This window comes from Cupriavidus sp. PET2-C1 (genome assembly GCF_054515855.1).
Genome location: NZ_CM137259.1, coordinates 2,122,268 through 2,145,227, shown reverse-complemented (window position 1 = coordinate 2,145,227; position 22,960 = coordinate 2,122,268). Strand labels below are relative to the sequence as shown.

Annotated in this window: 22 protein-coding genes; 14 read left to right on the top strand and 8 right to left on the bottom strand. The window is 65.1% G+C overall.

From position 1 onward, the window contains the following. Positions 1-24: 24 nt before the first annotated feature. A complete protein-coding gene (locus tag ACX12D_RS09715; protein ID WP_459373845.1) occupies positions 25-1,704 on the bottom strand; it encodes an acyl-CoA dehydrogenase family protein in 1,680 nt (559 codons plus the stop codon). 107 nt (positions 1,705-1,811) lie between these two features. Here ACX12D_RS09715 and ACX12D_RS09710 point away from each other — a divergent pair, with 107 nt between their 5' ends. After that, positions 1,812-2,453 (top strand): TetR/AcrR family transcriptional regulator, encoded by a 642-nt coding sequence (locus tag ACX12D_RS09710; protein ID WP_459373844.1) that lies wholly within the window; start codon positions 1,812-1,814, stop codon positions 2,451-2,453. Between the two features lie 77 nt (positions 2,454-2,530). Here ACX12D_RS09710 and ACX12D_RS09705 read toward each other — a convergent pair whose 3' ends face one another. The 5 genes from ACX12D_RS09705 to ACX12D_RS09685 all read right to left on the bottom strand — a co-directional run bounded on the left by ACX12D_RS09705 (position 2,531) and on the right by ACX12D_RS09685 (position 6,563). Then, positions 2,531-3,325 (bottom strand): peptidylprolyl isomerase, encoded by a 795-nt coding sequence (locus tag ACX12D_RS09705; RefSeq protein ID WP_150990285.1) that lies wholly within the window; start codon positions 3,323-3,325, stop codon positions 2,531-2,533. A gap of 4 nt (positions 3,326-3,329) precedes the next feature. Further along, positions 3,330-3,644 (bottom strand): BolA family protein, encoded by a 315-nt coding sequence (locus tag ACX12D_RS09700; protein WP_459373843.1) that lies wholly within the window; start codon positions 3,642-3,644, stop codon positions 3,330-3,332. 84 nt (positions 3,645-3,728) lie between these two features. Then, positions 3,729-4,268, bottom strand: a complete 540-nt coding sequence (locus tag ACX12D_RS09695) for a septation protein A (RefSeq protein ID WP_045236319.1) — start codon at positions 4,266-4,268, stop codon at positions 3,729-3,731. 70 nt (positions 4,269-4,338) lie between these two features. After that, positions 4,339-4,785: a peptide-methionine (R)-S-oxide reductase MsrB gene (msrB, locus tag ACX12D_RS09690; protein ID WP_043346672.1), complete on the bottom strand. Its 447-nt coding sequence runs from the start codon at positions 4,783-4,785 to the stop codon at positions 4,339-4,341. A 137-nt stretch (positions 4,786-4,922) separates the two neighbouring features. Beyond that, the gene (locus tag ACX12D_RS09685; protein ID WP_459373989.1) at positions 4,923-6,563 is read right to left on the bottom strand and encodes a protein adenylyltransferase SelO; all 1,641 of its coding nucleotides are present in this window, start codon (positions 6,561-6,563) and stop codon (positions 4,923-4,925) included. A 316-nt stretch (positions 6,564-6,879) separates the two neighbouring features. On the opposite strand from ACX12D_RS09685, the gene ACX12D_RS09680 reads away from it, so the two are divergent. The 6 genes from ACX12D_RS09680 (at position 6,880) to ACX12D_RS09655 (ending at position 13,828) form a co-directional block, all read left to right on the top strand. Beyond that, a complete protein-coding gene (locus ACX12D_RS09680) occupies positions 6,880-8,505 on the top strand; it encodes a 3-(methylthio)propionyl-CoA ligase (protein ID WP_459373842.1) in 1,626 nt (541 codons plus the stop codon). Between the two features lie 148 nt (positions 8,506-8,653). After that, positions 8,654-9,892 (top strand): branched-chain amino acid ABC transporter substrate-binding protein, encoded by a 1,239-nt coding sequence (locus ACX12D_RS09675; protein WP_416048681.1) that lies wholly within the window; start codon positions 8,654-8,656, stop codon positions 9,890-9,892. A gap of 181 nt (positions 9,893-10,073) precedes the next feature. Further along, positions 10,074-11,021 (top strand): branched-chain amino acid ABC transporter permease, encoded by a 948-nt coding sequence (locus ACX12D_RS09670; protein ID WP_459373841.1) that lies wholly within the window; start codon positions 10,074-10,076, stop codon positions 11,019-11,021. 10 nt (positions 11,022-11,031) lie between these two features. Next, entirely contained in the window at positions 11,032-12,345 is a 1,314-nt protein-coding gene (locus ACX12D_RS09665; RefSeq protein WP_459373840.1) for a branched-chain amino acid ABC transporter permease, read from the top strand. Continuing rightward, complete coding sequence (locus ACX12D_RS09660; RefSeq protein WP_043346660.1) at positions 12,342-13,115, top strand: ABC transporter ATP-binding protein; 774 nt, start codon at positions 12,342-12,344, stop codon at positions 13,113-13,115. Before ACX12D_RS09665 ends, ACX12D_RS09660 begins: the two co-directional genes overlap by 4 nt. Beyond that, positions 13,115-13,828, top strand: a complete 714-nt coding sequence (locus ACX12D_RS09655) for an ABC transporter ATP-binding protein (RefSeq protein WP_043346656.1) — start codon at positions 13,115-13,117, stop codon at positions 13,826-13,828. Before ACX12D_RS09660 ends, ACX12D_RS09655 begins: the two co-directional genes overlap by 1 nt. A 75-nt stretch (positions 13,829-13,903) precedes the next feature. Here the strand turns inward: ACX12D_RS09655 and ACX12D_RS09650 are convergent, their stop codons facing one another. Then, entirely contained in the window at positions 13,904-15,277 is a 1,374-nt protein-coding gene (locus ACX12D_RS09650; RefSeq protein ID WP_459373839.1) for an esterase-like activity of phytase family protein, read from the bottom strand. Between the two features lie 185 nt (positions 15,278-15,462). Beyond that, positions 15,463-15,597: a hypothetical protein gene (locus tag ACX12D_RS09645; protein WP_441634840.1), complete on the bottom strand. Its 135-nt coding sequence runs from the start codon at positions 15,595-15,597 to the stop codon at positions 15,463-15,465. Positions 15,598-15,648: 51 nt separating this feature from the next. Between ACX12D_RS09645 and ACX12D_RS09640 the strand changes: the two genes are divergently transcribed. From ACX12D_RS09640 to ACX12D_RS09610, 7 genes are all read left to right on the top strand, one after another. Continuing rightward, positions 15,649-16,800, top strand: a complete 1,152-nt coding sequence (locus tag ACX12D_RS09640; protein ID WP_459373838.1) for an RNA ligase RtcB family protein — start codon at positions 15,649-15,651, stop codon at positions 16,798-16,800. Beyond that, entirely contained in the window at positions 16,797-17,411 is a 615-nt protein-coding gene (prfH, locus tag ACX12D_RS09635; protein WP_459373837.1) for a peptide chain release factor H, read from the top strand. The genes ACX12D_RS09640 and prfH overlap by 4 nt, the downstream gene beginning before the upstream one ends. 138 nt (positions 17,412-17,549) lie before the next feature. Then, entirely contained in the window at positions 17,550-18,191 is a 642-nt protein-coding gene (locus ACX12D_RS09630; RefSeq protein WP_043346649.1) for a helix-turn-helix transcriptional regulator, read from the top strand. Further along, positions 18,181-19,152: an ornithine cyclodeaminase family protein gene (locus tag ACX12D_RS09625; RefSeq protein ID WP_459373836.1), complete on the top strand. Its 972-nt coding sequence runs from the start codon at positions 18,181-18,183 to the stop codon at positions 19,150-19,152. Before ACX12D_RS09630 ends, ACX12D_RS09625 begins: the two co-directional genes overlap by 11 nt. Before the next feature lie 28 nt (positions 19,153-19,180). Beyond that, complete coding sequence (locus ACX12D_RS09620) at positions 19,181-20,143, top strand: threo-3-hydroxy-L-aspartate ammonia-lyase (RefSeq protein WP_459373835.1); 963 nt, start codon at positions 19,181-19,183, stop codon at positions 20,141-20,143. Positions 20,144-20,644: 501 nt separating this feature from the next. Continuing rightward, positions 20,645-21,937 carry a dicarboxylate/amino acid:cation symporter gene (locus tag ACX12D_RS09615; RefSeq protein WP_459373988.1) on the top strand — a complete coding sequence of 431 codons (1,293 nt, stop codon included), beginning with the start codon at positions 20,645-20,647 and terminating at the stop codon, positions 21,935-21,937. Positions 21,938-22,051: 114 nt separating this feature from the next. Next, the gene (locus ACX12D_RS09610) at positions 22,052-22,957 is read left to right on the top strand and encodes an amino acid ABC transporter substrate-binding protein (protein ID WP_459373834.1); all 906 of its coding nucleotides are present in this window, start codon (positions 22,052-22,054) and stop codon (positions 22,955-22,957) included. The last annotated feature ends 3 nt before the right edge of the window (positions 22,958-22,960 follow it).

Sequence of the window (22,960 nt, the reverse complement as noted above, 5' to 3'; positions counted from 1 at the left end):
CGGTGCGGCAATGCCGTGCTGGCGTCAGGCGGCCCAGGCCAGCTCCAGGATGCGCGCGGCATTGCCCCCGCCCGCGCTGATGCCCGCACTGATACCCATTACGGCGCCCCATTCCGGGTCGAAGCGGCTGGCAAGGAAGGCGTCGGCGGTGGCCGCCTCGGCATGCTGGCGCATCAGGCAGGCCTGGGCGGTCAGCACCAGCCGCGTGGTGGTGCGGCGTGCCTCGGCCTGCTGCTCCTCCTCGGGCAGGCGCAGCGCCGCGCGCAATGCCGCCACGCTGGCCTGGATGCGCGGCTCGTCCGCGCCGACCGCGCTCATGTGTTCCAGCACCCGCAGGTAGTCGTCCGGGTTGCGGCCGATGGCGCGCAGCACGTCCAGGCACATCACGTTGCCGGAGCCCTCCCAGATCGAGTTGACCGGGGCTTCGCGGAACAGCCGGCCCATGGGGCCATCTTCCACGTAGCCGTTGCCGCCGAAGATCTCCATGGCCTCGCCGGTCATCTCCACCGCGCGCTTGCAGATCCAGAATTTGGAAGCGGGCGTGAGGATGCGGCGCCATGCCAGGCGGGCGGGGTCGTCGGTGGCTTCGAAGGCGGTGGCCAGGTCCATGGCCAGCAGCATGGCGGCCTCGGCCTCCAGCGCCATGTCGGCCAGCAGCCTGACCATCAGCGGCTGGCGGATCAGCGGCTTGCCGAAGGCGCTGCGGTGACGCGTGTAGTGCAGGGCCTGCACCAGCGCCTGGCGCAGGAAACCGGCGCTCGATAGCGAGCAGTTAAGCCGGCTATACGTGGCCATCTCCAGGATGGTGGGAATGCCACGGCCTTCCTCGCCGACCATGATGCCCCAGGCATCGCGGAACTCGACTTCGCTGCTGGAGTTGGAGCGGTTGCCCACCTTGTCCTTCAGGCGCTGGATCTCGATGGGGTTCTTGCTGCCGTCGGGGCGCCAGCGCGGCACGAAGAAGCAGGAGGAGCCGGCCTCGGTGTTTGCCAGCACCAGGTGGGCATCCGACATCGGCGCGGAGAAGAACCACTTGTGGCCGGTGATCAGGTACTCGGCTCCACGCCCCTCGCCGCGGCTGGGTACGGCGCGCGTGGTGTTGGCGCGCACGTCGGAGCCGCCTTGCTTCTCGGTCATGCCCATGCCCACGTTGATCGAGTGTTTGTGCTCGATGGGAAGGTCACGCGGGTCGTAGGCCTGCGTCAGCAGCTTGTCGCCGAACTGCGCGAACAATGCCGGCTCCTTGCGCAGCACGGGGATGCAGGCCTGGGTCATGTTGGTGGGGCACAGCGAGCCGGACTCGATCTGGCTATGCATATAGAGCGAGGCCGCGTAGGAAGCCCAGGCCGAGGGGCGCGTATCTGCGAAGGGCAGGTTGGCCAGCCCGCTGCGGCGCGCAATGGTCATCAGCGCCTGCCAGCCCGGGTGGAAACGCACCTGGTCGATGCGCTCGCCGATGCGCGAATGTGTGTGCAGCTCGGGGTGATGGCGATTAGCATCTTCGGCATGCCGGATCGTTTGCTCGGCGCCGAGCACGGCGCCCTGGCGTTCGAGTTCCCCCTCGTTCCATTCCGCGCCTGCGCGCGCAATCGCGCGGCGGATGCCGGGGTCGCTGGTGTAGAGGTTGTAGTCCTTGAGCTCCGGGACCTGGTTGGTGATGACGTGGGTGGCGCGCGTGGCGTGGGTGGCGTTCATGGCAGTCATGGCGGGTTGTCTCCTTGGGCCGGGGGCTGGGCTTGCCGCCACCCGTTAGATTCGAAAGGCCATTCTAGATAGAATGACCAGCCGCCATGTTCGGCTTTCGGAGCACCATGAACCCACAGCAAAAAGGCCCGGCAAAGCCGCGCCGCAGGCCGGTGCAGTCGCGCTCATGGCAGACCTCCCTGGCCATCCAGGAGGCCTTTGTTCGGCTTTTGGCCGCGCAGGACTATGGGCAGGTGACGATCCGCGCCATCGTGGACCTGGCCGGCGTGGGGCTGGGCACGTTCTACGAGTACTTCGGCAGCAAGGAAGAACTGGCGCAGGTGTGCCTGCACCTGCGTGCCAAGCGGATCGTGCTGGCGATGGATGCCGGCCTGGCGCAGTGCCGGGGGGAATCGATGGCGGCCATCGTGGACGCGCTGATCGCCGTCAACGTGGAGCACCACCGGGAGACGCCGGAGCGTTGGGGGCCGATCTACCTGCTGGAGCGGCATTACTCGGGGCGCGCGGCATACCAGAAGATGTACGCGCGGTTTGTCGCGTTGTGGAGCCGGGCGCTGCTAAGCGCCGCCGACGCGCCGCATGCCGCGGTGCTCGAGGAGGCCTCGGTGACGCTGCAGGCCATCGTCTACGGCCTGATCTCGCATGCTTGTATCGATGAGGGGGAGGGGATCGATTTCTCGCGCCTGATGCGACAACTGCGGGGCGCAGCGCATGGATACCTGCGAACGCTTGGCGGGCAGGAGGGCTGAAGGGAACATCCCGCTCGCGCAAATGAAAACCGGCGCCATCGGCGCCGGTTTTCCCGTCACGGCAAGGCTGATTCCATTTACTGGATCTTGGCCTTGTCCTTGAGCGACTTCATCATTGCCTGGAACTGCTCGCGCTGCCAGTTCTGGTCGCCCATCAGCATCTGCACCAGCTGCGGCTTGACTTCCTCGAACGTCGGGATCTTGGCGTCGCGGGTGTCGTCGAGCTGGATGATGTGCCAGCCGAACTGGGTCTTGACCGGGGTTTCGGTCATCTGGCCCTTCTTCAGCGCGGTCATGGCGGCCGAGAACTCCGGCACGTAGCTGCTGCTGTTGGCCCAGTCGAGGTCGCCGCCGTTGGCTGCGGAGCCCGGGTCCTTGGACGAGGCCTTGGCCATGTCTTCGAACTTGGCGCCGGCCTTGATCTTGGCGATGATGGCGCGCGCGTCGGCTTCCTTCTCGACCAGGATGTGGCGGGCGTGGTATTCCTTGCCGCTGCCGAACTGGGACTTGATCTTGTCGTACTGCTTGCGCAGTTCGTCGTCGCTGGCGCCGTGGGTCTTGACGTAGTCCTCGAACACGGCACCGGCCAGCACGTTCAGCTTGGCTTGTTCCAGCTGTTCCTGCAGGTCGTCGCGCTGGGTCAGGCCGCGCTTGTTGGCTTCCTGCAGCAGCAGCTCACGGTCGATCAGCATGGTGCGGGCACGGTCGCGCAGTTCTGCGCTGGGAGGCTGTCCGGTGCCGGCTACGAGCTTGTCCAGCTTGGCCGAGGGGATCGCCTTGCCATTCACGACGGCGGCGTTCTGGGCGAGGGCGGGCAAGCTGCCAGCGGCAAGCACAGCCGCCAGGCTGAACGAGAGGACTGTGGTCTTCATGGAATCAGATCTGAGAGTTGCTCGAGGAATCGCGGGAGGTTTCGCGGGATTCAAGTTCTTGGTCAGTCAGCGCGGTCACCGCCAGCGCGTGGATTTGCGCGGGGAATAGATCGCGCAGCGCATCATACACCATGCGATGGCGCGCCACCCGGGTGCTGCCGGCAAATTGCGCGCTGACGATGGTGACGTGGTAATGCCCGCCACCGGAGGCGGCGCCGGCGTGGCCGGCATGCAGCGCGCTGTCGTCGCGTACTTCGACGCTGGAGGGCGAAAGGGCTGCGCGCAGCAGGGCTTCGATTTGTGCGGGTTCTGCGGCCATCGGTGAATGCGTATCCTGGTGGGGCCCGGCCGGAGCCGGGAGATCAATCGAGGCAGGCGCGGCGGGCAGGGCCCGCCGGTGCGCTTACTCGGGGGTATTTTCCTGCATGTGGCGGGACAGCCAGACGCTTTGTGCCAGGATGAACACCAACATCAGGCCCATGCTGCCGAACAGCTTGAAGTTGACCCAGGCGTCGGTGGAGAACTGGTAGGCCACATAGAGGTTGACCACGCCCATCACGGCGAAGAAAGCGGCCCAGGCGGCGTTGAGCTTGCCCCAGGCGGCTTCCGGCATGGTGACCTGCTTGCCCAGCATGGCGCGGATCAGGTTCTTGCGCCAGATCAGCGCCGACAGGGTCAGCGTGGCGGCGAACAGCCAGTACAGCACGGTGGGCTTCCACTTGATGAAGGTCTCGTTATGCAGCAGCAGCGTGGCGCCGCCGAACACCGAGATGATCACCAGGCTGACCCACTGCATCGGCTCGACCTTGCGGTGGCGCAGCCAGACCCAGCCGATCTGCACCACGGTGGCGGCGATCGCCACGCCGGTGGCGGCATAGATGCCAGCGAACTTGAAGGCGACGAAGAACAGGATGACCGGAAACAGGTCGAACAGGAATTTCATGCGAACAGGATTGAGCGACGCAAGGTCGAAGGCTAGGTTGGCGGCGAACCGCCGCGCGGGCGGTTCGGGCTTAGCGCGGCGTGTCGGGCGATGTCGGCGCGGCGTCACCCGCGTTGAGGTCGGCGGGGTCGCGCTGGTCGAATTTTAGCGCAGCCGAGTTGATGCAGTAGCGCAAACCGGTGGGTGCGGGGCCATCTTCGAAAACGTGGCCAAGATGGCTGCCGCATTCCTTGCAGCGAACCTCTACCCGGACCATGCCGTGCGTGTGGTCGGTGTGCTCGTCGATCACCTCGCCGTTGATCGGGCGGAAGTAGCTTGGCCAGCCGCAACCGGCGTCAAACTTGGTGCTGGCTTCGAACAGCGGCGTGCCGCAGCCGACACAACGGTAAGTGCCGCGTTCCCAGTGATCCCAGTAGCGGCCGGTGAAGGGCCGCTCGGTGGCGGCTTCGCGGGCAACGCGGTACTCGATGTCGGAGAGTTGCTCGCGCCACTCGGCTTCAGTCTTGTGCGTGGTCATAATCGGCTTTCCTTTCTCGTTGGCCGGGAGGCTCGGCGGGCGCACAGCTGGTTGCGCAGCCCGCTTTTCGTCACCCAAGGCCGGTTGGTCGTTTCTTGCCAGTCAAACCTTACAGTGCTTGCAGTGGCGCCGCGCCTTCACGACGAGCAGCTCACTTCCAGCCCGGCTGCCCAGTCCGGCGGCAGCGCGGCATAGCCCTCGGCCTCCGGCTGCTCGTCGAACGGGCGCGACAGCACGGCCAGCAAGCGGTCCACCTCGCTGAAGTCGTTCTCGCGCGCGCGCTGGATGGCGGTTTCGGCCAGGTGGTTGCGCAGCACGTACTTCGGGTTGACCGCCAGCATGGCCACCGCGCGCACGGCGTCAACGGAGTTCTCGGCACGCAGGCGGGCGCGGTAGGCCTCGGCCCAGGCATCCCACGCCGCGCGGTCCAGGAACAGGTCACGCACCGGGGCATCCTGGCTGCCATCGGCGCAGGAGATGCGGGCGAGGTTGCGCCAAAACAAGGTGTAGTCCACGCGCTGGGCGTGCAGCAGCTGGAACAGGTCGGTCAGCAGCGGCTCGTCGTCGGCATCGGGGCCGCCTGTCGGGCGCAGGCCGAGCTTGTCCCGGTATTGCTGGAAGAAGGCCGCGGCATAGCGTTCGCGGAACGGATCCAGCGCGGCGCGCGCGGCTTCTACCGCGGCATCGGTGGCCACTTTGCTGGTTTCGGCGTCGGCGTTGCCATCGCCCTCTCGCCACAGCGGCATCAGCGCCTGGGCCAGGCAGTGCAGGTTCCAGAACGCAACCTGCGGCTGCTGGCTATAGGCATAGCGGCCTTGCGAATCGGAATGGTTGCAGATGTGGTTGGCGTCGAACGCATCGAGGAAGCCAAAGGGCCCGTAGTCGATGGTCAGCCCGAGGATCGACATATTGTCGGTGTTCATCACGCCATGGCAGAAGCCCACGGCCTGCCACCTGGCCATCAGGTCGGCGGTGCGCAGGGAGACTTCACGCAGCAGCGCCTGGTAGGGCTGCTTGTCCTCGCGGCATTCGGGCATGAAGCGGTCGATCACGAAATCCGCCAGCTGGCGCAGCGAGCCGAGGTCCTCGCGGGCCGCGAAATGCTCGAAATGGCCAAAGCGGATAAAGGACGGCGCCAGGCGCGTCACCACGGAGGCGGTCTCGATGGTCTCGCGGCGCACCGGGGCGTCGGAGCCGATGATGCACATGGCGCGCGTGGTGGGCACGCCCAGCGCCTGCATTGCCTCGGAGCACAGGTATTCGCGGATCGAGGAGCGCAGCACGGCGCGGCCATCGGCCATGCGCGAGTAGGGCGTCATGCCGGCGCCCTTGAGCTGGATTTCCCAGGGGCCGGAGGCGGTGCGCGCCTCGGCCAGGCGTATCGCCCGGCCGTCGCCCAACTGTCCCGCCCAGACCCCGAACTGATGGCCGGAGTACACGCTGGCGAGGGGATCGGCCCACTCGGGCACGTGATTTCCTGCAAAAGTTTCGATGAAGCTACGCTGCGTTGCGGCATCCGCATCCCAGCCCAGCAACCCGGCCGCGCCGGCCGACACGCTGACCAGCCTGGGGGAGGGTAGCGGCGTCGGCGCGAGCCGTGTAAAGAAGCGCGGGCCGAGCTCGGCAAAGCCAGGCACGGCAGTGAACGGCGGCCGCGGCTCGGCAGCATTCAATGGGGCGGGGCCGGCGGTGTCTGGCAAGGCTTGGGGGGCGTCGGTTGGCTCGGGAGAGGTCACTGGGGCATCACTATGGGTGGCTGGGCGGTGCAGCGCCGGCATGTCGGATTTCGCGCAAGTGCGCTTGCAGGCTAGGGAAAACGACATGTTGAGGTGCAACATGGCAGGCGTTATTGTACTTCCACGCCGTCATTTGCATCTCTGACCGTCGTTGTCACCACAATGTTTCCGGATATCCCTTGAATCCCGCCCCCGGCGCACCGCCATGGGGCCGGGGTGCAGCCCGCCGGCCTCCCGGATATGGCGCTGCACAACGGATTCCCGTTGACGTTTCATCAATGGATGGCAACAATCGGCCCAAAAATAGAACGGTTGTTCGTTTTTTTGACGGATTTCGAAAATCACAGGAGACTATTCCATGGCATTGATGGGTCAAATGATGAGCGAACCCCTGCTCATTTCCTCCATCATCAAGCACGCCGCACGCCACTATGGCGGCACGGAAATCGTCTCGCGACGGACCGAAGGCGATCTGCACCGTTATACCTACCGCGATTGCGAGCTGCGCTCGCGCAAGCTGGCCCAGGCCATCGCCGCGCTGGGCGTGCAGTCGGGCGACCGTGTTGGCACGCTGGCCTGGAATGGCTATCGTCACCTGGAGATCTACTACGGCGTATCGGGCTCGGGAGCGGTATGCCATACCGTCAACCCGCGCCTGTTCCCCGAGCAGGTCGCCTACATCATCAACCATGCCGAAGACCAGTACGTGTTCTTCGATGCCACCTTCCTCCCGCTGGTCGAAGGCGTGGCGGCGCACTGCCCGGGCGTGAAGGGCTGGGTGATGATGAGCGACCGCTCGCACATGCCGGCGGAGCCCAAGGTGCCGCTGCTGTGCTACGAGGACCTGATCGACGCGCAGGACGGCAACTACACGTGGCCGCAGTTCGATGAGAACACGGCCTCCAGCCTGTGCTACACCTCCGGCACCACCGGCAACCCCAAGGGCGCGCTGTATTCGCATCGCTCCACCGTGCTGCACTCCTACGCATCGGCGCTGCCGGACGCGCTGGGCTGCTCGGCGCGTGACGTGATCCTGCCCGTGGTGCCGATGTTCCACGTCAACGCCTGGGGCCTGCCGTATTCGGTGCCGCTGGTGGGCGCCAAGCTGGTGCTGCCGGGCGCCAAGCTCGACGGCGCCTCGGTCTACGAGCTGTTCGAGAACGAGAAGGTGACCTTCTCGGCCGGCGTGCCCACGGTATGGCTGGGCCTGCTGCAGCATGTGCAGGCCAACAATCTCAAGTTCTCCACCTTTCATCGCACCGTGATCGGCGGCTCGGCGGCGCCGCCCGCCATGATCCGCGCGCTCAAGGCGCTCGGCGTGGAGACCATCCACGCCTGGGGCATGACGGAGATGTCCCCGCTGGGCACTTCCTGCAAGCTGCTGGCGCGCCACCACGACCTGCCGGACGACGAGCAGCAGAAAATCCAGGAAAAGCAGGGCCGCGTGATCTACGGCGTGGACATGAAGATCGTCGACGGCGACGGCAACGAGCTGCCCTGGGATGGCAAGGCGTTCGGCGACCTGCACGTGCGCGGCCCCTGGGTGATCGAGCACTACTACCGCAACGACGCGTCGCCGCTGGTGGACGGCTGGTTCCCCACGGGCGACGTGGCCACCATCGACCCCGAGGGCTACATGCAGATCACCGACCGCAGCAAGGACGTGATCAAGTCCGGCGGCGAGTGGATCTCCTCGATCGATATCGAGAACGTGGCGGCCGCCCACCCGGCGGTGCATATGGCGGCCTGCATTTCCTGCTATCACCCCAAGTGGGACGAGCGCCCGCTGCTGGTGGTGATGAAGAAACCCGGCGCCGAGGTGACGCGCGAGGAATTGCTGAAGTACTTCGAAGGCAAGGTCGCCAAATGGTGGATCCCCGACGACGTTGCCTTTGTCACCGAGATTCCGCTCACCGCTACCGGCAAGATGCAGAAACTCAAGCTGCGCGAGCAGTTCAAGGACTACCGCCTGCCGGCGGCCTGACCCCAAGGCGGCCATAGAGCCGCCAATGCTTGCCGGCCATTGATGCCGGCGATTGCAGGACAGGTTCGCGGCGCGCGCGGTCTTGGGAGAGAGCGCCACCGCGAATCGGGATCAACCACAGCCAACAATAAGACTGAAGGAGACAAGCATGATCAGATTGCGTCCGCTCGTGGCCGCCACGGCCATTTTCGCGGCAATGGGTTCCGGGGTCGCGGCTGCCGATACGGTGAAGATCGCCTTTATCGACCCGCTGTCCGGCCTGATGGCGCCGGTGGGGCAGAACCAGCTGAAGAGCTGGCAGTTCGTCGCGGACATCGCCAACCAGAAGAACTGGGGGGGCGGGAACAAGTTCGAAGTGGTTGGCTTTGACAACAAGCTCTCGCCGCAGGAAAGCCTGACCATCCTCAAGCAGGCGGTGGACCAGGGCATCCGCTATATCGTGCAGGGCAACGGCTCCTCAGTGGGCCTGGCGCTGGAAGACGCGGTGGCCAAGCACAATGAGCGCAATCCGGGCAAGGAGATCATCTACCTGAACTACGCCGCGGTGGACCCGGACATGACCAACGGCAAGTGCAACTACTGGCACTTCCGCCTGGACGCCAACTCCGACATGAAGATGGAGGCGCTGACCACTTACCTGGCCAAGGATCCCGGCGTCAAGAAGGTCTACCTGATCAACCAGAACTACTCCTTCGGCCACCAGGTGGCGCGCGCCGCCAAGGACTACCTGAAACGCAAGCGCCCGGACATCCAGATCGTCGGCGAAGACCTGCACCCGCTGGCACAGGTCAAGGACTTTGCCCCTTATGCGGCCAAGATCAAGGCCTCAGGGGCCGACACGGTGATCACCGGCAACTGGGGCAGCGACCTTGCGCTGCTGATCAAGGCCGGCAAGGACGCGGGCCTGACCACCAACTACTACACCTACTACGCCGGCACCACCGGCGTGCCGACCGCCATGGGTGCGTCGGAAGCCGGGCACGTCAAGTACGTCGGCTACTACAACCCCAACAACAAGGGCTTCAAGGGCGGCGATATCATCGAAGGCTTCAAGAAGAAGTACAACGATGACTTCTACGTGATGGCCGCGTACACCGGCATCGCCATGCTGGGCAAGGCGTTCACGGACGTCAAGTCGACGGATCCGGTCAAGGTGGCCAAGGCGCTCGAAGGCATCAAGGCCGAAAGCCTGAACGGCACGGTGGAGATGCGCGGCTCGGATCACCAGGCCCAGCAATCGCTGGTGGTGGCTACCTGGACCAAGGTTGACGGCAAGGAGGTCAAGTTCGATCAGGAAAACACCGGCTTTGGCTGGAAGACCGATGCGCTGATGGACCAGTACGTGGCAGCGCAGCCGACTTCCTGCCAGATGAAGCGCCCGGGCTAAGCCCGCGCGCGGCGGCTGGCGCGGCCAGTTCCGGCGCGCCAGCCGATCCTGCATACTTCGGTCGACCCGGCGCGGCGCATGCCGCTTTCGGGTGGGCGGCGCTCACCCGCGCGCGCCCGTTCTACGGCCGGCCGATCGGTGGCCGCCAACTGGCCACGTGCATCAGAATGAAGGATAAGTTGTGGAATTCTTCGTCATTTCCCTACTGAACGGCGTCAGCTACGGGCTGCTGCTGTTCATGCTCTCTTCCGGGCTTACGCTGATCTTCAGCATGATGGGCGTGCTGAACTTCGCGCACGCCAGCTTCTACATGCTGGGCGCGTACTTTGCCTACACCATTGCCAGCAAGATCGGTTTCTGGCCCGCGCTGATCTTCGCGCCGCTGCTGGTGGCCGGCGCTGGCGCGCTGGTGGAGCGCTTCGGGCTGCGCACCGTGCACAAGTTCGGGCACGTGGCGGAACTGCTGTTCACCTTCGGCCTGGCTTACCTGATCGAGGAAGGCGTGAAGCTGGTATGGGGCCTTGCCGCCGTACCCTACCGCATCCCGGCAGAGCTGGACGGGCCGCTGTTTACCGTATTCACCTCCTCGTTCCCCAAGTACCGCGCCTTCATGATGCTGGTGTCGCTGGCCATGCTGGTGGCGATCTACCTGGTGCTCACCCGCACCCGCATCGGGCTGGTGATCCAGGCCGCGCTGACGCATCCGGAAATGGTTGAGGCGCTTGGCCATAATGTGCCGCGCGTGTTCATGATGGTGTTCGGTGGTGGCGCCGCGCTGGCGGGGCTGGCCGGCGTGATCGGCGGCAATGCCTTTATCACCGAGCCATCGATGGCGGCGGCGGTGGGGTCGATCATCTTCGTGGTGGCGGTGGTGGGCGGCATGGGGTCTTTAGTGGGGGCGTTCATTGCCTCGCTGCTGATCGGCGTGCTGCAAACCTTTGCCGTCACGCTTGACGCCTCGCTGGCCGGCCTGTTGGGCTCGATCGGCCTGCAGGTTACCGACAGCACGCCGCTGTCTTCGCTATGGAAGCTCACGGTGGCGCAGGTTGCCCCGGTACTGCCGTATCTGTTGCTGGTGGTGATGCTGATCTTCCGCCCGCGTGGTTTGATGGGCACGAGGGAGGGTTGATAGCATGAGCATGGAGACGACAATGCAACAACGCCGCGAGACGGTTGTGACCGGCCGCACCATGCGCTACCGCCCGATGAACCTGGCACGCTGGGCGATCTGGGGCCTGACCGCGGCCCTGATGCTGGTGATGCCGCTGTTCTTCACCGGCGGGTTCGCCATCACGCTGATGTCCCAGATGGGCATCATGATTATCTTCGCGCTGTCCTACAACATGCTGCTCGGGCAGACCGGCATGTTGTCGTTCGGCCATGCGGTGTACGCCGGGTTGGGCGCCTTCATCGCCATCCACGTGCTCAATATGGTGGGGGCGGGCAAGGTATGGCTGCCAGTCTCGCTGCTGCCGGTGATTGGCGGCCTGGCCGGCGCCTTTTTCGGCGTGCTGTTCGGCTACGTCACCACCAAGAAGTCCGGCACCACCTTTGCGATGATCACCATGGGCATCGGGGAGATGGTATTTGCCAGCTCGCTGATGTTTCCGGATTTCTTCGGCGGCGAGGGCGGCATCTCCACCAACCGCATGGTGGGCGATCCCGTGTTCGGCATCACCTACGGGCCCGGCCGCCAGGTGTATTACCTGATCGCGGTGTGGTGCCTGCTGTCCATGGCCGCCATGTACGCCTGGACCCAGACGCCGCTTGGCCGCATCGCCAACGCGGTGCGCGACAACCCGGAGCGGGTGGAATTCATCGGCTACAACACGCAGCGCGTGCGCTACCTGGTGCTGATCCTGTCGGCGTTCTTCGCCGGCATCTCGGGCGCGCTGTCGGCCATCAACTTCGAGATCGTGTCGGCCGAGAACGTCAGTGCGGTGCGCTCCGGCGGGGTGCTGCTGGCGGCCTTCATCGGCGGCGCGGGCGTGTTCTTCGGCCCGGTGATCGGCGCGGTGGTGTTCATCCTGTTCGCGGTTGCGCTGTCGGACCTGACCAAGGCCTGGCTGCTGTACCTCGGCTTGTTTTTCGTGCTGATGGTCATGTTCGTGCCGGGCGGCATCGCCAGCTTGCTGATGATGCAGGTACCGCTGCTCGCGCGCGGCAAGCTGCGCGCCATGTTGCCCGACTACGGCCGCGCCGCGGCTGCCGGGCTGGTGCTGCTCGCCGCGGTGATCCTCACCGTGGAGCTGGTCTACAAGGTGCAGGTGGATAGCGCCAACGGCACCGAGATGTCGCTGTTGCGCATCGGCTTCGACGCCGCTACGGTGAAGCCGTGGCTGGTGGCCGCAGCGTTGTGGGTGGCCGGCCTCCTGGCTTGCCGCGCTGCGCGCGCGCGGGTGCGCGCCACGTGGGACAAGGTACAGGCCGAAATGGCGGGAGGCACGGCATGAGCGCCGCACTGGAACTGAACGACGTACGCAAGAAATTCGGCCAGACCGAAATCATCCGGGGCGTCAACCTGAGCATCCCCAAGGGGGAGCGGCATGCGCTGATCGGCCCCAACGGCGCCGGTAAATCGACCACCTTCAACCTGATCTCGGGGCGCTTCGCGCCAAGCTCGGGCACGGTCAGGCTGAATGGCCAGGAGATCGGCGGGCTGCAGCCTTTCGTGATCAACCGCATGGGGCTGTCGCGCAGCTTCCAGATCACCAACATCTTTCACCGCTTGTCGGTGTTCGAGAACCTGCGCTGCGCGGTGCTCTGGTCATTGGGCTACAAGTATTCGTTCTGGCATCGCCTGTCCGAGCTGCGCGACGCGCGCGAGCGGGCGGACGAAGTGCTGGAGCTGATCGGCCTGCAGCATCGCCACAGCACGCAGGCGAGCCTGCTGACCTATGCGGAACAGCGCGCGCTGGAGATCGGCATCACGATCGCTGGCGGCGCCGAGGTGATCCTGCTGGACGAGCCCACGGCCGGCATGAGCCGCTCGGAGTCCGACCATGCGGTGGAACTGATCCGCCGCGTCACCGTGGGCAAGACCCTGGTGATGGTGGAGCACGACATGAGCGTGGTGTTCGGGCTGGCCGACCGGATCTCGGTGCTGGTCTACGGCGAGGTCATCGCCACTGATACGCCCGAGGCCATCCGCGCCAACCGCAAGGTCAAGGAAGCCTACCTGGGCACGACCCTGGACGAACCTGCTACTGAGGGAGCGCACTGATGGGCAAGCGCATGCTGGACGTGCAGGGCCTGCACGCCTACTACGGCAAGAGCCATATCCTCCACGGCGTCGACGCGCATATCGACGAAGGCGAGATCGTCGCGCTGCTGGGCCGCAACGGGGTAGGGCGCTCGACCATGGCCAAGGCCATCCTCGGCATGGTCAAGGCGGAGGGCTCGGTGCGCTTTCGCGACGAAGAGATCCTCGGGCGGCGCACCTTCGAGATCGCCCACCTGGGCGTGGGCTACGTGCCGGAGAACCGCGATATCTTTCCCACGCTCACGGTGCGCCAGAACCTGCAGCTCGGGGAAAAGCGCAATCCGCGCCAGTCCAAGCCCCGCTGGACGGTGCAGGACATGTACAACATGTTCCCGCGCCTGAAGGAGCGCGAGAATACGTCCGCCGGCGTGCTCTCCGGCGGCGAGCAGCAGATGCTCACGCTATGCCGCACCCTGATGGGCGACCCCGACCTGGTGCTGATCGACGAGCCTACCGAAGGGCTGGCTCCGATGATCGTCGCGCTGGTGGGCGACTACCTGAAGGTCCTGAAGGAGCGCGGCGTGTCGGTGCTGCTGATCGAGCAGAAACTGGCGATTGCGCTGGATATTTCGCAGCGGGTCTATGTGATGGGGCACGGGCACATCGTGTTCGAAGGCACGCCCGGGGACCTGAAGGCCAATGCCGCCATTCGCAAGGAATGGCTGGAGGTGTAGGCAGGATGGGTGTCCTCGCGAGTCCGGGGACACCCATTCATGCCGGCTCACGCGCCGGCACTGCCATGAAGCCGATTACTTCGCCTTCAGGAACTCACCGACCTCAAGCAGCACCAGTTCATTGTCGTCGGCCTTGTTAGGCTCGCGGCTGCTGGAGAAGGGCAGGTTGTTGTCGTTGCCGACCACGATATGGGTGGGGTCGACCACATCCACGTTCTCGATGGTGAAAAACGGGAACTTGAGCACGCCTTCGTTGAGCGGCTTGCGGGCCAGCTTGTCGGGGTCGGCAATATTGAGCAGGTCGATGTAGCCGATCTTGCGCACCGGTCCGCCCGCATTGGCGTCGCTCAGTTCGATCTTGTAGATGCGCTTGAACTTGGCGATATCCGAGAAGCAGTCGTTGCGCTTCTGGCCTTCGGGGCAGGCTTTGTCGGCCGTGCCTTCGCCGTTGTCGCGCTCGATGATGAGGCCGGTGCTGGCGTCGATCATGTTGAAGTCGCCGATGGCGTTGCCATTGGCTTCCAGCGGGTACTTCCACGAGCGGCCCGTCCACTTGCCGGCCTGGGTGTCGAACTCCAGCACCCGCAGGGCTTCCTTGCCGCCGATACGTTCAAAATCCTTGGCTTCGGCGTTCCACACGGGGCCTTCCAGCAGCGCGTAGAGCTTGCTGCCGTCCGGTGACGAGGCCATGCCTTCGAAGCCCTTGGAGCGCTTGACCTGGAAGTCCACCGCGCCGCCCGGCACGCCCGGCGTGGTCACGGCGGGATGGTCCGGCGAGCGGACGACCTTGCCGTCGACCAGCGTGTCGTACACAGCCAGCACCTTGCCTTGCAGGTCGGCCTTGATCAGGAAGGGCCCAAACTCGTCGCCAATCCACAGCGCGCCGCCGGCGAACTGGAAGCTTTCCGTGTCGAAGTCCGAACCGGTCAGGTAGCGTTGCTTGGTGCCTTCGTGGACGACGCGGAAGGGCACCTTCTTGTCCGGATCGTGCAGGAACACGGTGCCCAGGCGATGGAGCTTGCCGCTCTTGAAGTCCACCTTGTAGTGATTCAGGTAGAGCATGAAGTCCGGCGAGTTGGCCTTGCTGCCGGCGCCATTGTCGGTCAGCACCCAGAAGCTGCCGTCCGCCATGTGCTTGATGCCGGAATGGCCTTGCAGCGGCTGGCCCTTGAAGGGCAGCGAGACGCCTGTCGACCGGTTGTTCGACTGGCCTTCCACCGCGCCGATCTTTTCCACGCGCGCGCCGGTGGTGAACTTGCCGCTCTCCTGCAGGTCCTGCGGCGCGTCCTTGGGTGCGGCGATATAGCTCTGCGCGGGCAGGATGGCGTGGCCGGCGAGGGTGGCGGGGTAAGCGGCAGGGGCTGTGGCCTGGGCCGCGACGGGCAATGCCCAGGCCGCAGCGGTGACGGCGATAACGGCAATGACGGTCGCGGACGGGAGGATGCGCATGTCGGAGAAGAATGGTGTCGAAAGACCGCTACGATGCATGGGCCACGTGACGGTGGCGTGATGAAGGCGTGACGCTGGCGTGACAGATAAGTGTCTCGGCCTGACAACAGCCGCATGAGCCGCACGCACTGATCTGATCATCGACATTGCCAGATCACGCCATTGCGCATTACGATCGTTTCCCTTCATTCATCAACCGCACTGCAAAGGAGAGCACACCATGAAAACGTCGATGCATCTTTGCAGGCCGCGCCAGGTTTAATCGTTCCGCCCCGCAGGCGCATTGCCAGATTGGCATCGCGCTGCGCGGTGAGTTGCATTGCCCGGCTCCGGCCTGCCACATCAGATTCTTTCTCTTATCTGGATGGTATATGGGCAATTGCATCAAGCATCTGTCCGAGCGCGTATCGCTGATCGCGTCGGACCACACCTGGATCGAAGGCAACGCGATCCAACAACTTCATCACACCGCTAGTCTCGCCGGCATGGAGCGAGTCGCCGGCATGCCGGACTTGCATCCTGGCCGGGGATATCCGGTAGGCGCGGCCTTTTTCTCCAGCGGCCGGCTTTATCCTGCGCTGGTCGGCAATGACATCGGCTGCGGCATGGCGCTGTGGCGCACGGAGCTGGACGCGACCAGGATCGGCGCGGACCAGCTGGAGAAGCGGCTCGGCAACATCGATGGGCCGCTCGACGCGTCATGGGCCGAGGCCGTGGCGCAGGTCGTGGCCAGCCAGTCGCTTCAGGGCGTGGGCCACGAGCACGCGCTGGGCACGATCGGCGGGGGCAATCACTTTGCCGAAGTGCAGCAGATCGACGAGATTCTCGACGAAGCCGCTGTGGCGGCGCTCGGGCTGGACCGCCGCCGGCTGGTGCTGCTGGTGCACAGCGGCTCGCGTGGGCTCGGCCAGGCGATCCTGCAAGACCATATCGAGCGCTTCGGCCACAGTGGCTTGAGCGGCGGCAGCCAGGATTGCGCCGACTATCTGGCCCGGCACGCACAGGCGCTGCGTTTCGCGCAGGGCAACCGCGAGCTGGTCGCGCGCCGCATGCTGGACCGGCTGCGTGGCGGCGGCGAGCGGGTGCTCGACGTCAACCACAACTTCCTGGCGGCGGCCACGATCGACGGCACCGCCGGCTGGCTGCACCGCAAGGGCGCCACGCCGGCCGACGCCGGGCCGGTGGTGATCCCGGGCTCGCGGGGGGACTACAGCTACCTGGTCGAGCCGGTAGCCGATGCGCGCAGCTTGCTGTCGCTGGCGCACGGCGCGGGCCGCAAATGGATGCGCGGCGAGTGCAAGAGCCGCTTGTCGGGGCGCTTTACCGTCGAGCAACTCAGCCGGACGCGCTTTGACAGCCGCGTGATCTGCCGCGACCGGCAGTTGATCTATGAGGAGGCGCCGCAAGCCTACAAGCCCATCGACAGCGTGGTGGCGGCGCTTTGCGACGCGGGCCTGGCAAGGCCGCTGGCGCGCCTGCGCCCCGTGCTCACGTACAAGACCAGCGGGGAGTGCTGCCGATGATCCTGCTACAACTTTCCGCGGCGCAAGGGCCATCCGAATGCTGCCTGGCAGTCAGCCGGGCGCTCCGGCGCCTGCTGCACGAGGCGGCGCTTTGCGGCGTGCAGATCGAGATCCTCGATGAGGAGGGCGGCGAGCGCGCGGGCACCCTGCGCTCGGTGCTGGTGAGCCTGGACGGCGAGCCGGCGCCGGACCTGGCGCGCCAGTGGGAGGGCACGGTGCAATGGACTTGCCCGAGCCCTTACCGGCCCCGGCATGCGCGCAAGAACTGGTTTATTGGCGTGGCGCGTTGCGCTGCGCCGTCGCCAGCCCTGGCGGGCGAGATCCGCTTTGAGACCTGCCGGGCCTCGGGGCCAGGCGGGCAGCACGTGAACCGTACCGAGTCGGCCGTGCGCGCCATCCATGTGGCTACCGGCATCAGCGTCAGGGTGCAGTCCGAGCGCAGCCAGCATGCCAACAAGCGCATTGCCACGTTGCTGATCGCGCACAAGCTGGCGCAGCGGGCGGACCAGAGCGTACTCGCCCAACGCGCCCAGCGGCGCTTGCTGCACCATCAGGTGGAGCGTGGCGCGCCAGTGCGGGTATTCAAGGGGGACCGCTTCGAGCCGGCCTGAGGCAAGTCCAAGAGGCAAGGCAAGGCAAGGCAAGGCAAGGCCACGACGCGGCGCCCGCGCGCGAGGGGCGGGGGCGCCACGCGCCCATTCCGATGCCGCGATATTGACAAAATATCTATATCTGGATAACCTGTCCATATGAAAAAACGCACCCCAGAACGCACGCCCGAGCAGCAAGCGCTGCTCGAGCAACTCAAACAGGTGGCCCAAGGGTTGAGCGAAACCTTCGCGCCCTTTTGCGAGGTGGTTGTTCACGATCTGCTGGACCCCAAGCACGCCATTCTTGCCATCCATAACAATCTGTCGGGCCGGCAGGTGGGAGACCCCGCAACCGAGCTGGGCCTTGCCCGGATCGCCGACCCCGAGTATCCGCAGGTGATCGCCAATTATGCGAATCAGTTCGCCGACGGGCGGCAGGCCAAGAGCACGTCGATCGGCATCAAGGATTCGACCGGAGGCTATGTGGCTGCCCTGTGCATGAACGTCGACCTGACGCTGTTCCGCAGCTTGCAGAACGTGCTGGGCCAGTTCGGCAGTGTGGACGCGGGCGCGGCCATGAAGGAGTCGCTCGACCCGGCCGGCGCGGATGCCATCCGGGCCCGCATCGATCAGTTTGCCGCGCGGCTGGCCACCACGCCGCGATCCCTCAAGGCCGAAGACAGGCGTGCGTTGCTGCGCGAGCTCAAGGAGGCGGGATTCATGGAGGTGCGCCGCGCCATGGAAATCGTGGCGCTGCATCTCGGCGTGTCGCGGGCTACGGTGTATAGCTATGCCAAGTGAAGCGCGTTTGCTCCTGCTCGACAAGAACCAGATCGAGTCACTGCTGCAGCCGGCGGATGCCATGGAGGCGGTGAGCGAAGCCTTTGCCCTGCATAGCCAGGGCGAGGGCCGTGTCTTTCCGCTGGTTCGGGAGCCGCTGGCGACCGGTGGCGTGTTCGGCATCAAGTCCGGCGACGTCCAGTCGCAAGGCCTGCTGGGTTTCAAGGCGGCCGGTTTCTGGCCGGCCAACCGCGAGGTGGGCGGCGAGCCGCATCAGGCCACGATCATGCTGATCGATCCGGCAACCGGGCGGCCAGTGTGCATGATCGATGGCAATGCCGTCACCACGATGCGCACCGGTGCCGCCGGCGGCCTGGGGCTTCAGTGGCTGGCGCGCCGGGACAGCGAGCGCCTGTGCCTGTTCGGCACTGGCGTGCAGGCGCGGATTCAGTTGACCTTTGCCCTTGCGCAGCTGCCCTCGCTCAAGCAGGTTCAATACGTTACGGTGACGGGCCAGCCCGACGCTGCGTTCGAGCGTGCCTTTGCCGAGCGCTGTGAGATCTCCCATGCCCCTGATCGCAATGCGGCGGTGGCGGGCAGCGACGTAGTGATCACCGCGACGCCTGGCGGCGGTGCGCTGTTCGACCTGCAAGCCGTGCAGCCGGGAACGCACCTGAACTGCGTGGGCGCGGACACCCGCGGCAAGCGCGAGTTGCCCGACGGCCTGCTGGCGCGCGCGCGGCTGTTCGTCGACGATCGGGCCCAGGCCCGCCAGATCGGCGAGACGCAGTGGGCGCCGGACACGCCGTGCACGGAAATCGGCGACGTGCTGGGCGGCAAGGTGCAAGTGGAGCGCCACGACACCGACATCACCGTCTTCGACATGACAGGCCTGGCGCTGCAGGACCTGACGGTGGCCCGCCTGCTCCAGCGGCGAGCCGCCACCGCGCAAGCTGGCACCAGCATTCACTGGCCCTGGTAGCCTTTTTACTCAAACGAGACTTAAGATCATGCTGAATCTACCGACCTTTGATGATGTGTCAGCCGCCGCCGGGCGGCTCGAGGGCTACGCGCACCGCACCCCCGTCATGCGCTCGCGCACCGCGGACAAGGAGGTGGGCGCGGAGCTCTTCTTCAAGTGCGAGAACCTGCAGCGCATGGGCGCCTTCAAGTTTCGTGGCGCCTTCAATGCGGTCTCGAAGTTCGACGAGCGCCAGAGGCGGGCGGGGGTGGTGACTTACTCGTCGGGCAATCACGCGCAAGGCATTGCGCTGGCGGCGTCGATTCTCGGCGTCCCCGCAACGATCGTGATGCCCCATGATGCGCCGGCCGCCAAGGTGGCCGCGACCCGGGGCTACGGCGCCAAGGTGGTCATTTATGACCGCTATACGGAAGATCGCGAGGCCATCGGCCGCAAGCTGGCCGAGGAACATGGCCTGACCCTGATCCCGCCGTATGACCACCCGGATGTCATCGCCGGGCAGGGCACCGCGGCCAAGGAGTTGTTCGAGGAAACCGGCGAGCTGGATGCCCTGTTCGTCTGCCTTGGCGGCGGCGGGCTGCTCTCCGGTTCCGCGCTGTCCGCGCGCGCGCTGGCTCCGCAATGCAAGATCTACGGCGTGGAGCCTGCTGCCGGCAACGACGGCCAGCAGTCGTTCCGCACTGGCTCGATCGTGCATATCGAGACCCCCAAGACCATCGCCGACGGCGCGCAGACGCAGCACCTTGGCAACTACACGTTCGAGATCATTCGCCGCGATGTCGATGACATCGTTACCGCGACCGACGACGAGCTGGTCGACTGCATGCGCTTCTTCGCATCGCGCATGAAGCTGGTGGTGGAACCCACCGGCTGCCTCGGCTTTGCCGCCGCGCGTGCCATGAAGGCAGAGCTGCAAGGCAAGCGCGTGGGTGTCATCATCAGCGGCGGGAACATCGATATCGACCGGTTCGCAGCGTTGCTTGCTGGCTGATTGGCCTGATTGGCGAGCGGGGCGGCTGGTGCGCATGGCACCGGCCAGCCATGCCGCGTGGCGCGGGTGACGCTGGCCCCGGCGGCATGATTGCCGGGGTCGGCGGCATCACAGCCAGGAACAGATTCGACCACTCCTACCGATCATCATCCGTGCGAGCCTGTCCATCAGGCTGCGCGTGCGATGGCGTTTGCCTTCACCGGAAATTCCCCCCTCCCCGGTGTCGCCATTGCATGCCTGGCGTCGCTCAGGCCATCCCCTCCATCCCCTCCATTGCTTTCGCTTTGCTGCCGTCGTCCGGCGGCACGCGCTTGCGTGCGCCTGCCACCGGCGCTGCGCGCTCGGCTTGCCAAAACACTTCGGGTTTTCATCGTGTTGACGGTTTGTCTAGTGTTGGATAATCTGTCTTATCGGCATGGGCAGGATGCACTGCGCGCCGATATTGGAAACTGGCCAGGAGGAGAAGCTTTGAAAACCACTAACAAACTTACCCGCTGGATCATGCTCAGCATGGTCCTGGGTGTCATCGTTGGTTATGCCTGTCACCGCATGGCGGCGGACGCGGCAGCTGCCAAGACGATCGCCGGGAATTTCTCGATCGTCACCGAGATCTTCCTGCGCATGATCAAGATGATCATCGCTCCGCTCGTATTCGCGACCCTGGTCTCGGGCATCGCGAGCATGGACGACACCAAGGCGATTGGCCGCATCGGCGCCAAGGCCTTGACATGGTTCATCCTCGCGTCACTTGTGTCGCTGAGCATCGGACTGCTGTTCGTGAACCTGGCGCAACCCGGTGTCAGCCTGAACATGGTTCTGCCGGACGCTGGCGCAAGCACGAATCTCAAGACCAGCGCACTCAACTTGAAAGAGTTCGTCACGCATATTTTCCCCAAGAGCATCTTCGATGCCATGGCGACCAACGAGATCATGCAGATCCTGATCTTCTCGCTTTTCTTCGGCATTGCGCTGGGCAAGACGACCAGCGGCTCGGGCCAGTTCCTGAAGCGGTCCGTCGACGAACTGATGCACGTGATGCTGAGCATCACGAATACGGTGATGTTGTTCGCGCCGGTCGGCATCTTTGCGGCGCTTGCCGCGGCCATCACCGTGCAGGGTCTTGACGTACTGGTGACCTATGGCAAGTTCATTGGCGCGTTCTATCTCGCTTTGCTGGCCCTGTGGGCCGTCCTCTTCATCGCGGGCTATGCGGTTCTCAAGGGACGCATGTTCGATCTGGCAAAGGGTATCCGCGAACCCATGATGATTGCCTTTTCCACCGCCAGCAGCGAGGCGGCTTACCCGAAGATGATCGAGCGGCTGCAGCGCTTCGGGGTCAAGAAGCGCCTGGTCGGCTTTGTCCTGCCGCTGGGCTATTCCTTCAACCTCGACGGCTCCATGGTGTATCAGGCGTTTGCGGCGGTCTTTATCGCGCAGGCCTTCGATATCCCTATGTCGCTCGGGCACCAGATCACCATGCTTTTGATCCTGATGGTCAGCAGCAAGGGCATGGCCGCGGTCCCGCGCGGCTCGCTGGTAGTGGTAGCCGCCATCTTGCCGATGTTCGGCTTGCCGGAGGCCGGCCTGTTGCTGGTGATGGGAATCGATCAGTTCCTGGATATGGGGCGCACGGCGACCAATGTCCTGGGCAATAGCATTGCCACTGCCGTCGTTGCCAAATGGGAAGGGGAACTGGGGACCGAGGAAGAGCTCGACCCGCTCTGCGGTGATCTGGGCGCCGGTCACGGTGATTCGGTCGAGCAAGCGATACCTTCCCCGGCGAGCCTGGTTTGATCGCACGGAAAAGCAATTTGCTTATGAGAATGCCGGGCATGCTCTTATAAGAAAGATATTGTTTCACTGGGGCAGAGTGCGCAATACGCTACGCACTTTGCCCGAGCACCTGCCATGTCCTTTCCTGTCTCATTCACAGCGCGCGCGTTCGCCGCGCTGACCGCTCTCGCTGCGTTGGCCAGCCTCCAGTCCGCGCGCGCCCAGAGTCCGATCCTGGAGCAGATCCGGGAATCCGGCACGATCGCGATGGGTTATCGCGAGGGCGCGCTGCCGTTCTCCTTCTCCGACATCAAGGGCCAGCCTTCGGGCTACGCCGTGGACTTGTGCCTGCGCGTGGCCGAGGCCGCGCGCCAGAAGCTCGGCCTGAAGGACCTGAAGGTGCGCTGGCTGCCGCTGACGGCGCAGAGCCGCGTGCCGGCGGTAATGAACGGCCTGGTGACCGTGGACTGCGCGCCCAACACCAATACGGTCGAGCGCCAGAAGCAGGTGGCATTTAGCGTATCGCACTATGTGTCGGTGGTACGCATGCTGGTTCGCGAGGATTCCGGCATTCAATCCCTTAGCGATCTGCGCGGCAAGGTCGTGGTCACCAGCGCGGGCTCCACCGGCGATCGCCACGTGCGCCGGCTCAAGACGCAGTACGCCTACAACGACGTGTACGCGAAGGACCATAACGAGTCCTTCCTGTTGCTGGAGACCGGTCGCGCCCAGGCCTTCGTGCTGGATGATGTGGTGCTGTACGGCCTGCGTGCCAATTCAAAGGCCCCGTCGCAATACACGGTCGTCGGGCCAGCGCTCTCCACCGAACGCAACGCGCTGATGCTGCCGAAATCCGATCCGGAATGGAAGCAGCTGGTCGACCAGACGTTGACCGCGGTCTTCGCCGGCCCGGAGGTGGTGGCATTGCAGAAGCGCTGGTTCCAGCAGGCGATCGGTACGCGCGGCATCAACCTTGCGCTGACGCCATCGCCCGAGGTGCTGGCCGCGTGGAAGCGTCCCACCGACGAGGCGGCAGAGTGAATC

Coding starts and splice junctions, on each gene's coding strand:
- ACX12D_RS09610 (WP_459373834.1), top strand. CDS start 22,052: ATGTCCTTTCCTGTCTCATTCACAGCGCGCGCGTTCGCCGCGCTGACC.
- ACX12D_RS09695 (WP_045236319.1), bottom strand. CDS start 4,268: ATGAAATTCCTGTTCGACCTGTTTCCGGTCATCCTGTTCTTCGTCGCC.
- prfH (WP_459373837.1), top strand. CDS start 16,797: ATGATCCTGCTACAACTTTCCGCGGCGCAAGGGCCATCCGAATGCTGC.
- ACX12D_RS09650 (WP_459373839.1), bottom strand. CDS start 15,277: ATGCGCATCCTCCCGTCCGCGACCGTCATTGCCGTTATCGCCGTCACC.
- ACX12D_RS09715 (WP_459373845.1), bottom strand. CDS start 1,704: ATGACTGCCATGAACGCCACCCACGCCACGCGCGCCACCCACGTCATC.
- ACX12D_RS09705 (WP_150990285.1), bottom strand. CDS start 3,325: ATGAAGACCACAGTCCTCTCGTTCAGCCTGGCGGCTGTGCTTGCCGCT.
- ACX12D_RS09625 (WP_459373836.1), top strand. CDS start 18,181: ATGCCAAGTGAAGCGCGTTTGCTCCTGCTCGACAAGAACCAGATCGAG.
- ACX12D_RS09620 (WP_459373835.1), top strand. CDS start 19,181: ATGCTGAATCTACCGACCTTTGATGATGTGTCAGCCGCCGCCGGGCGG.
- ACX12D_RS09645 (WP_441634840.1), bottom strand. CDS start 15,597: ATGCAACTCACCGCGCAGCGCGATGCCAATCTGGCAATGCGCCTGCGG.
- ACX12D_RS09665 (WP_459373840.1), top strand. CDS start 11,032: ATGGAGACGACAATGCAACAACGCCGCGAGACGGTTGTGACCGGCCGC.
- ACX12D_RS09660 (WP_043346660.1), top strand. CDS start 12,342: ATGAGCGCCGCACTGGAACTGAACGACGTACGCAAGAAATTCGGCCAG.
- ACX12D_RS09675 (WP_416048681.1), top strand. CDS start 8,654: ATGATCAGATTGCGTCCGCTCGTGGCCGCCACGGCCATTTTCGCGGCA.
- ACX12D_RS09655 (WP_043346656.1), top strand. CDS start 13,115: ATGGGCAAGCGCATGCTGGACGTGCAGGGCCTGCACGCCTACTACGGC.
- ACX12D_RS09710 (WP_459373844.1), top strand. CDS start 1,812: ATGAACCCACAGCAAAAAGGCCCGGCAAAGCCGCGCCGCAGGCCGGTG.
- ACX12D_RS09640 (WP_459373838.1), top strand. CDS start 15,649: ATGGGCAATTGCATCAAGCATCTGTCCGAGCGCGTATCGCTGATCGCG.
- ACX12D_RS09615 (WP_459373988.1), top strand. CDS start 20,645: ATGCTCAGCATGGTCCTGGGTGTCATCGTTGGTTATGCCTGTCACCGC.
- ACX12D_RS09680 (WP_459373842.1), top strand. CDS start 6,880: ATGGCATTGATGGGTCAAATGATGAGCGAACCCCTGCTCATTTCCTCC.
- ACX12D_RS09630 (WP_043346649.1), top strand. CDS start 17,550: ATGAAAAAACGCACCCCAGAACGCACGCCCGAGCAGCAAGCGCTGCTC.
- ACX12D_RS09685 (WP_459373989.1), bottom strand. CDS start 6,563: ATGCCGGCGCTGCACCGCCCAGCCACCCATAGTGATGCCCCAGTGACC.
- msrB (WP_043346672.1), bottom strand. CDS start 4,785: ATGACCACGCACAAGACTGAAGCCGAGTGGCGCGAGCAACTCTCCGAC.
- ACX12D_RS09700 (WP_459373843.1), bottom strand. CDS start 3,644: ATGGCCGCAGAACCCGCACAAATCGAAGCCCTGCTGCGCGCAGCCCTT.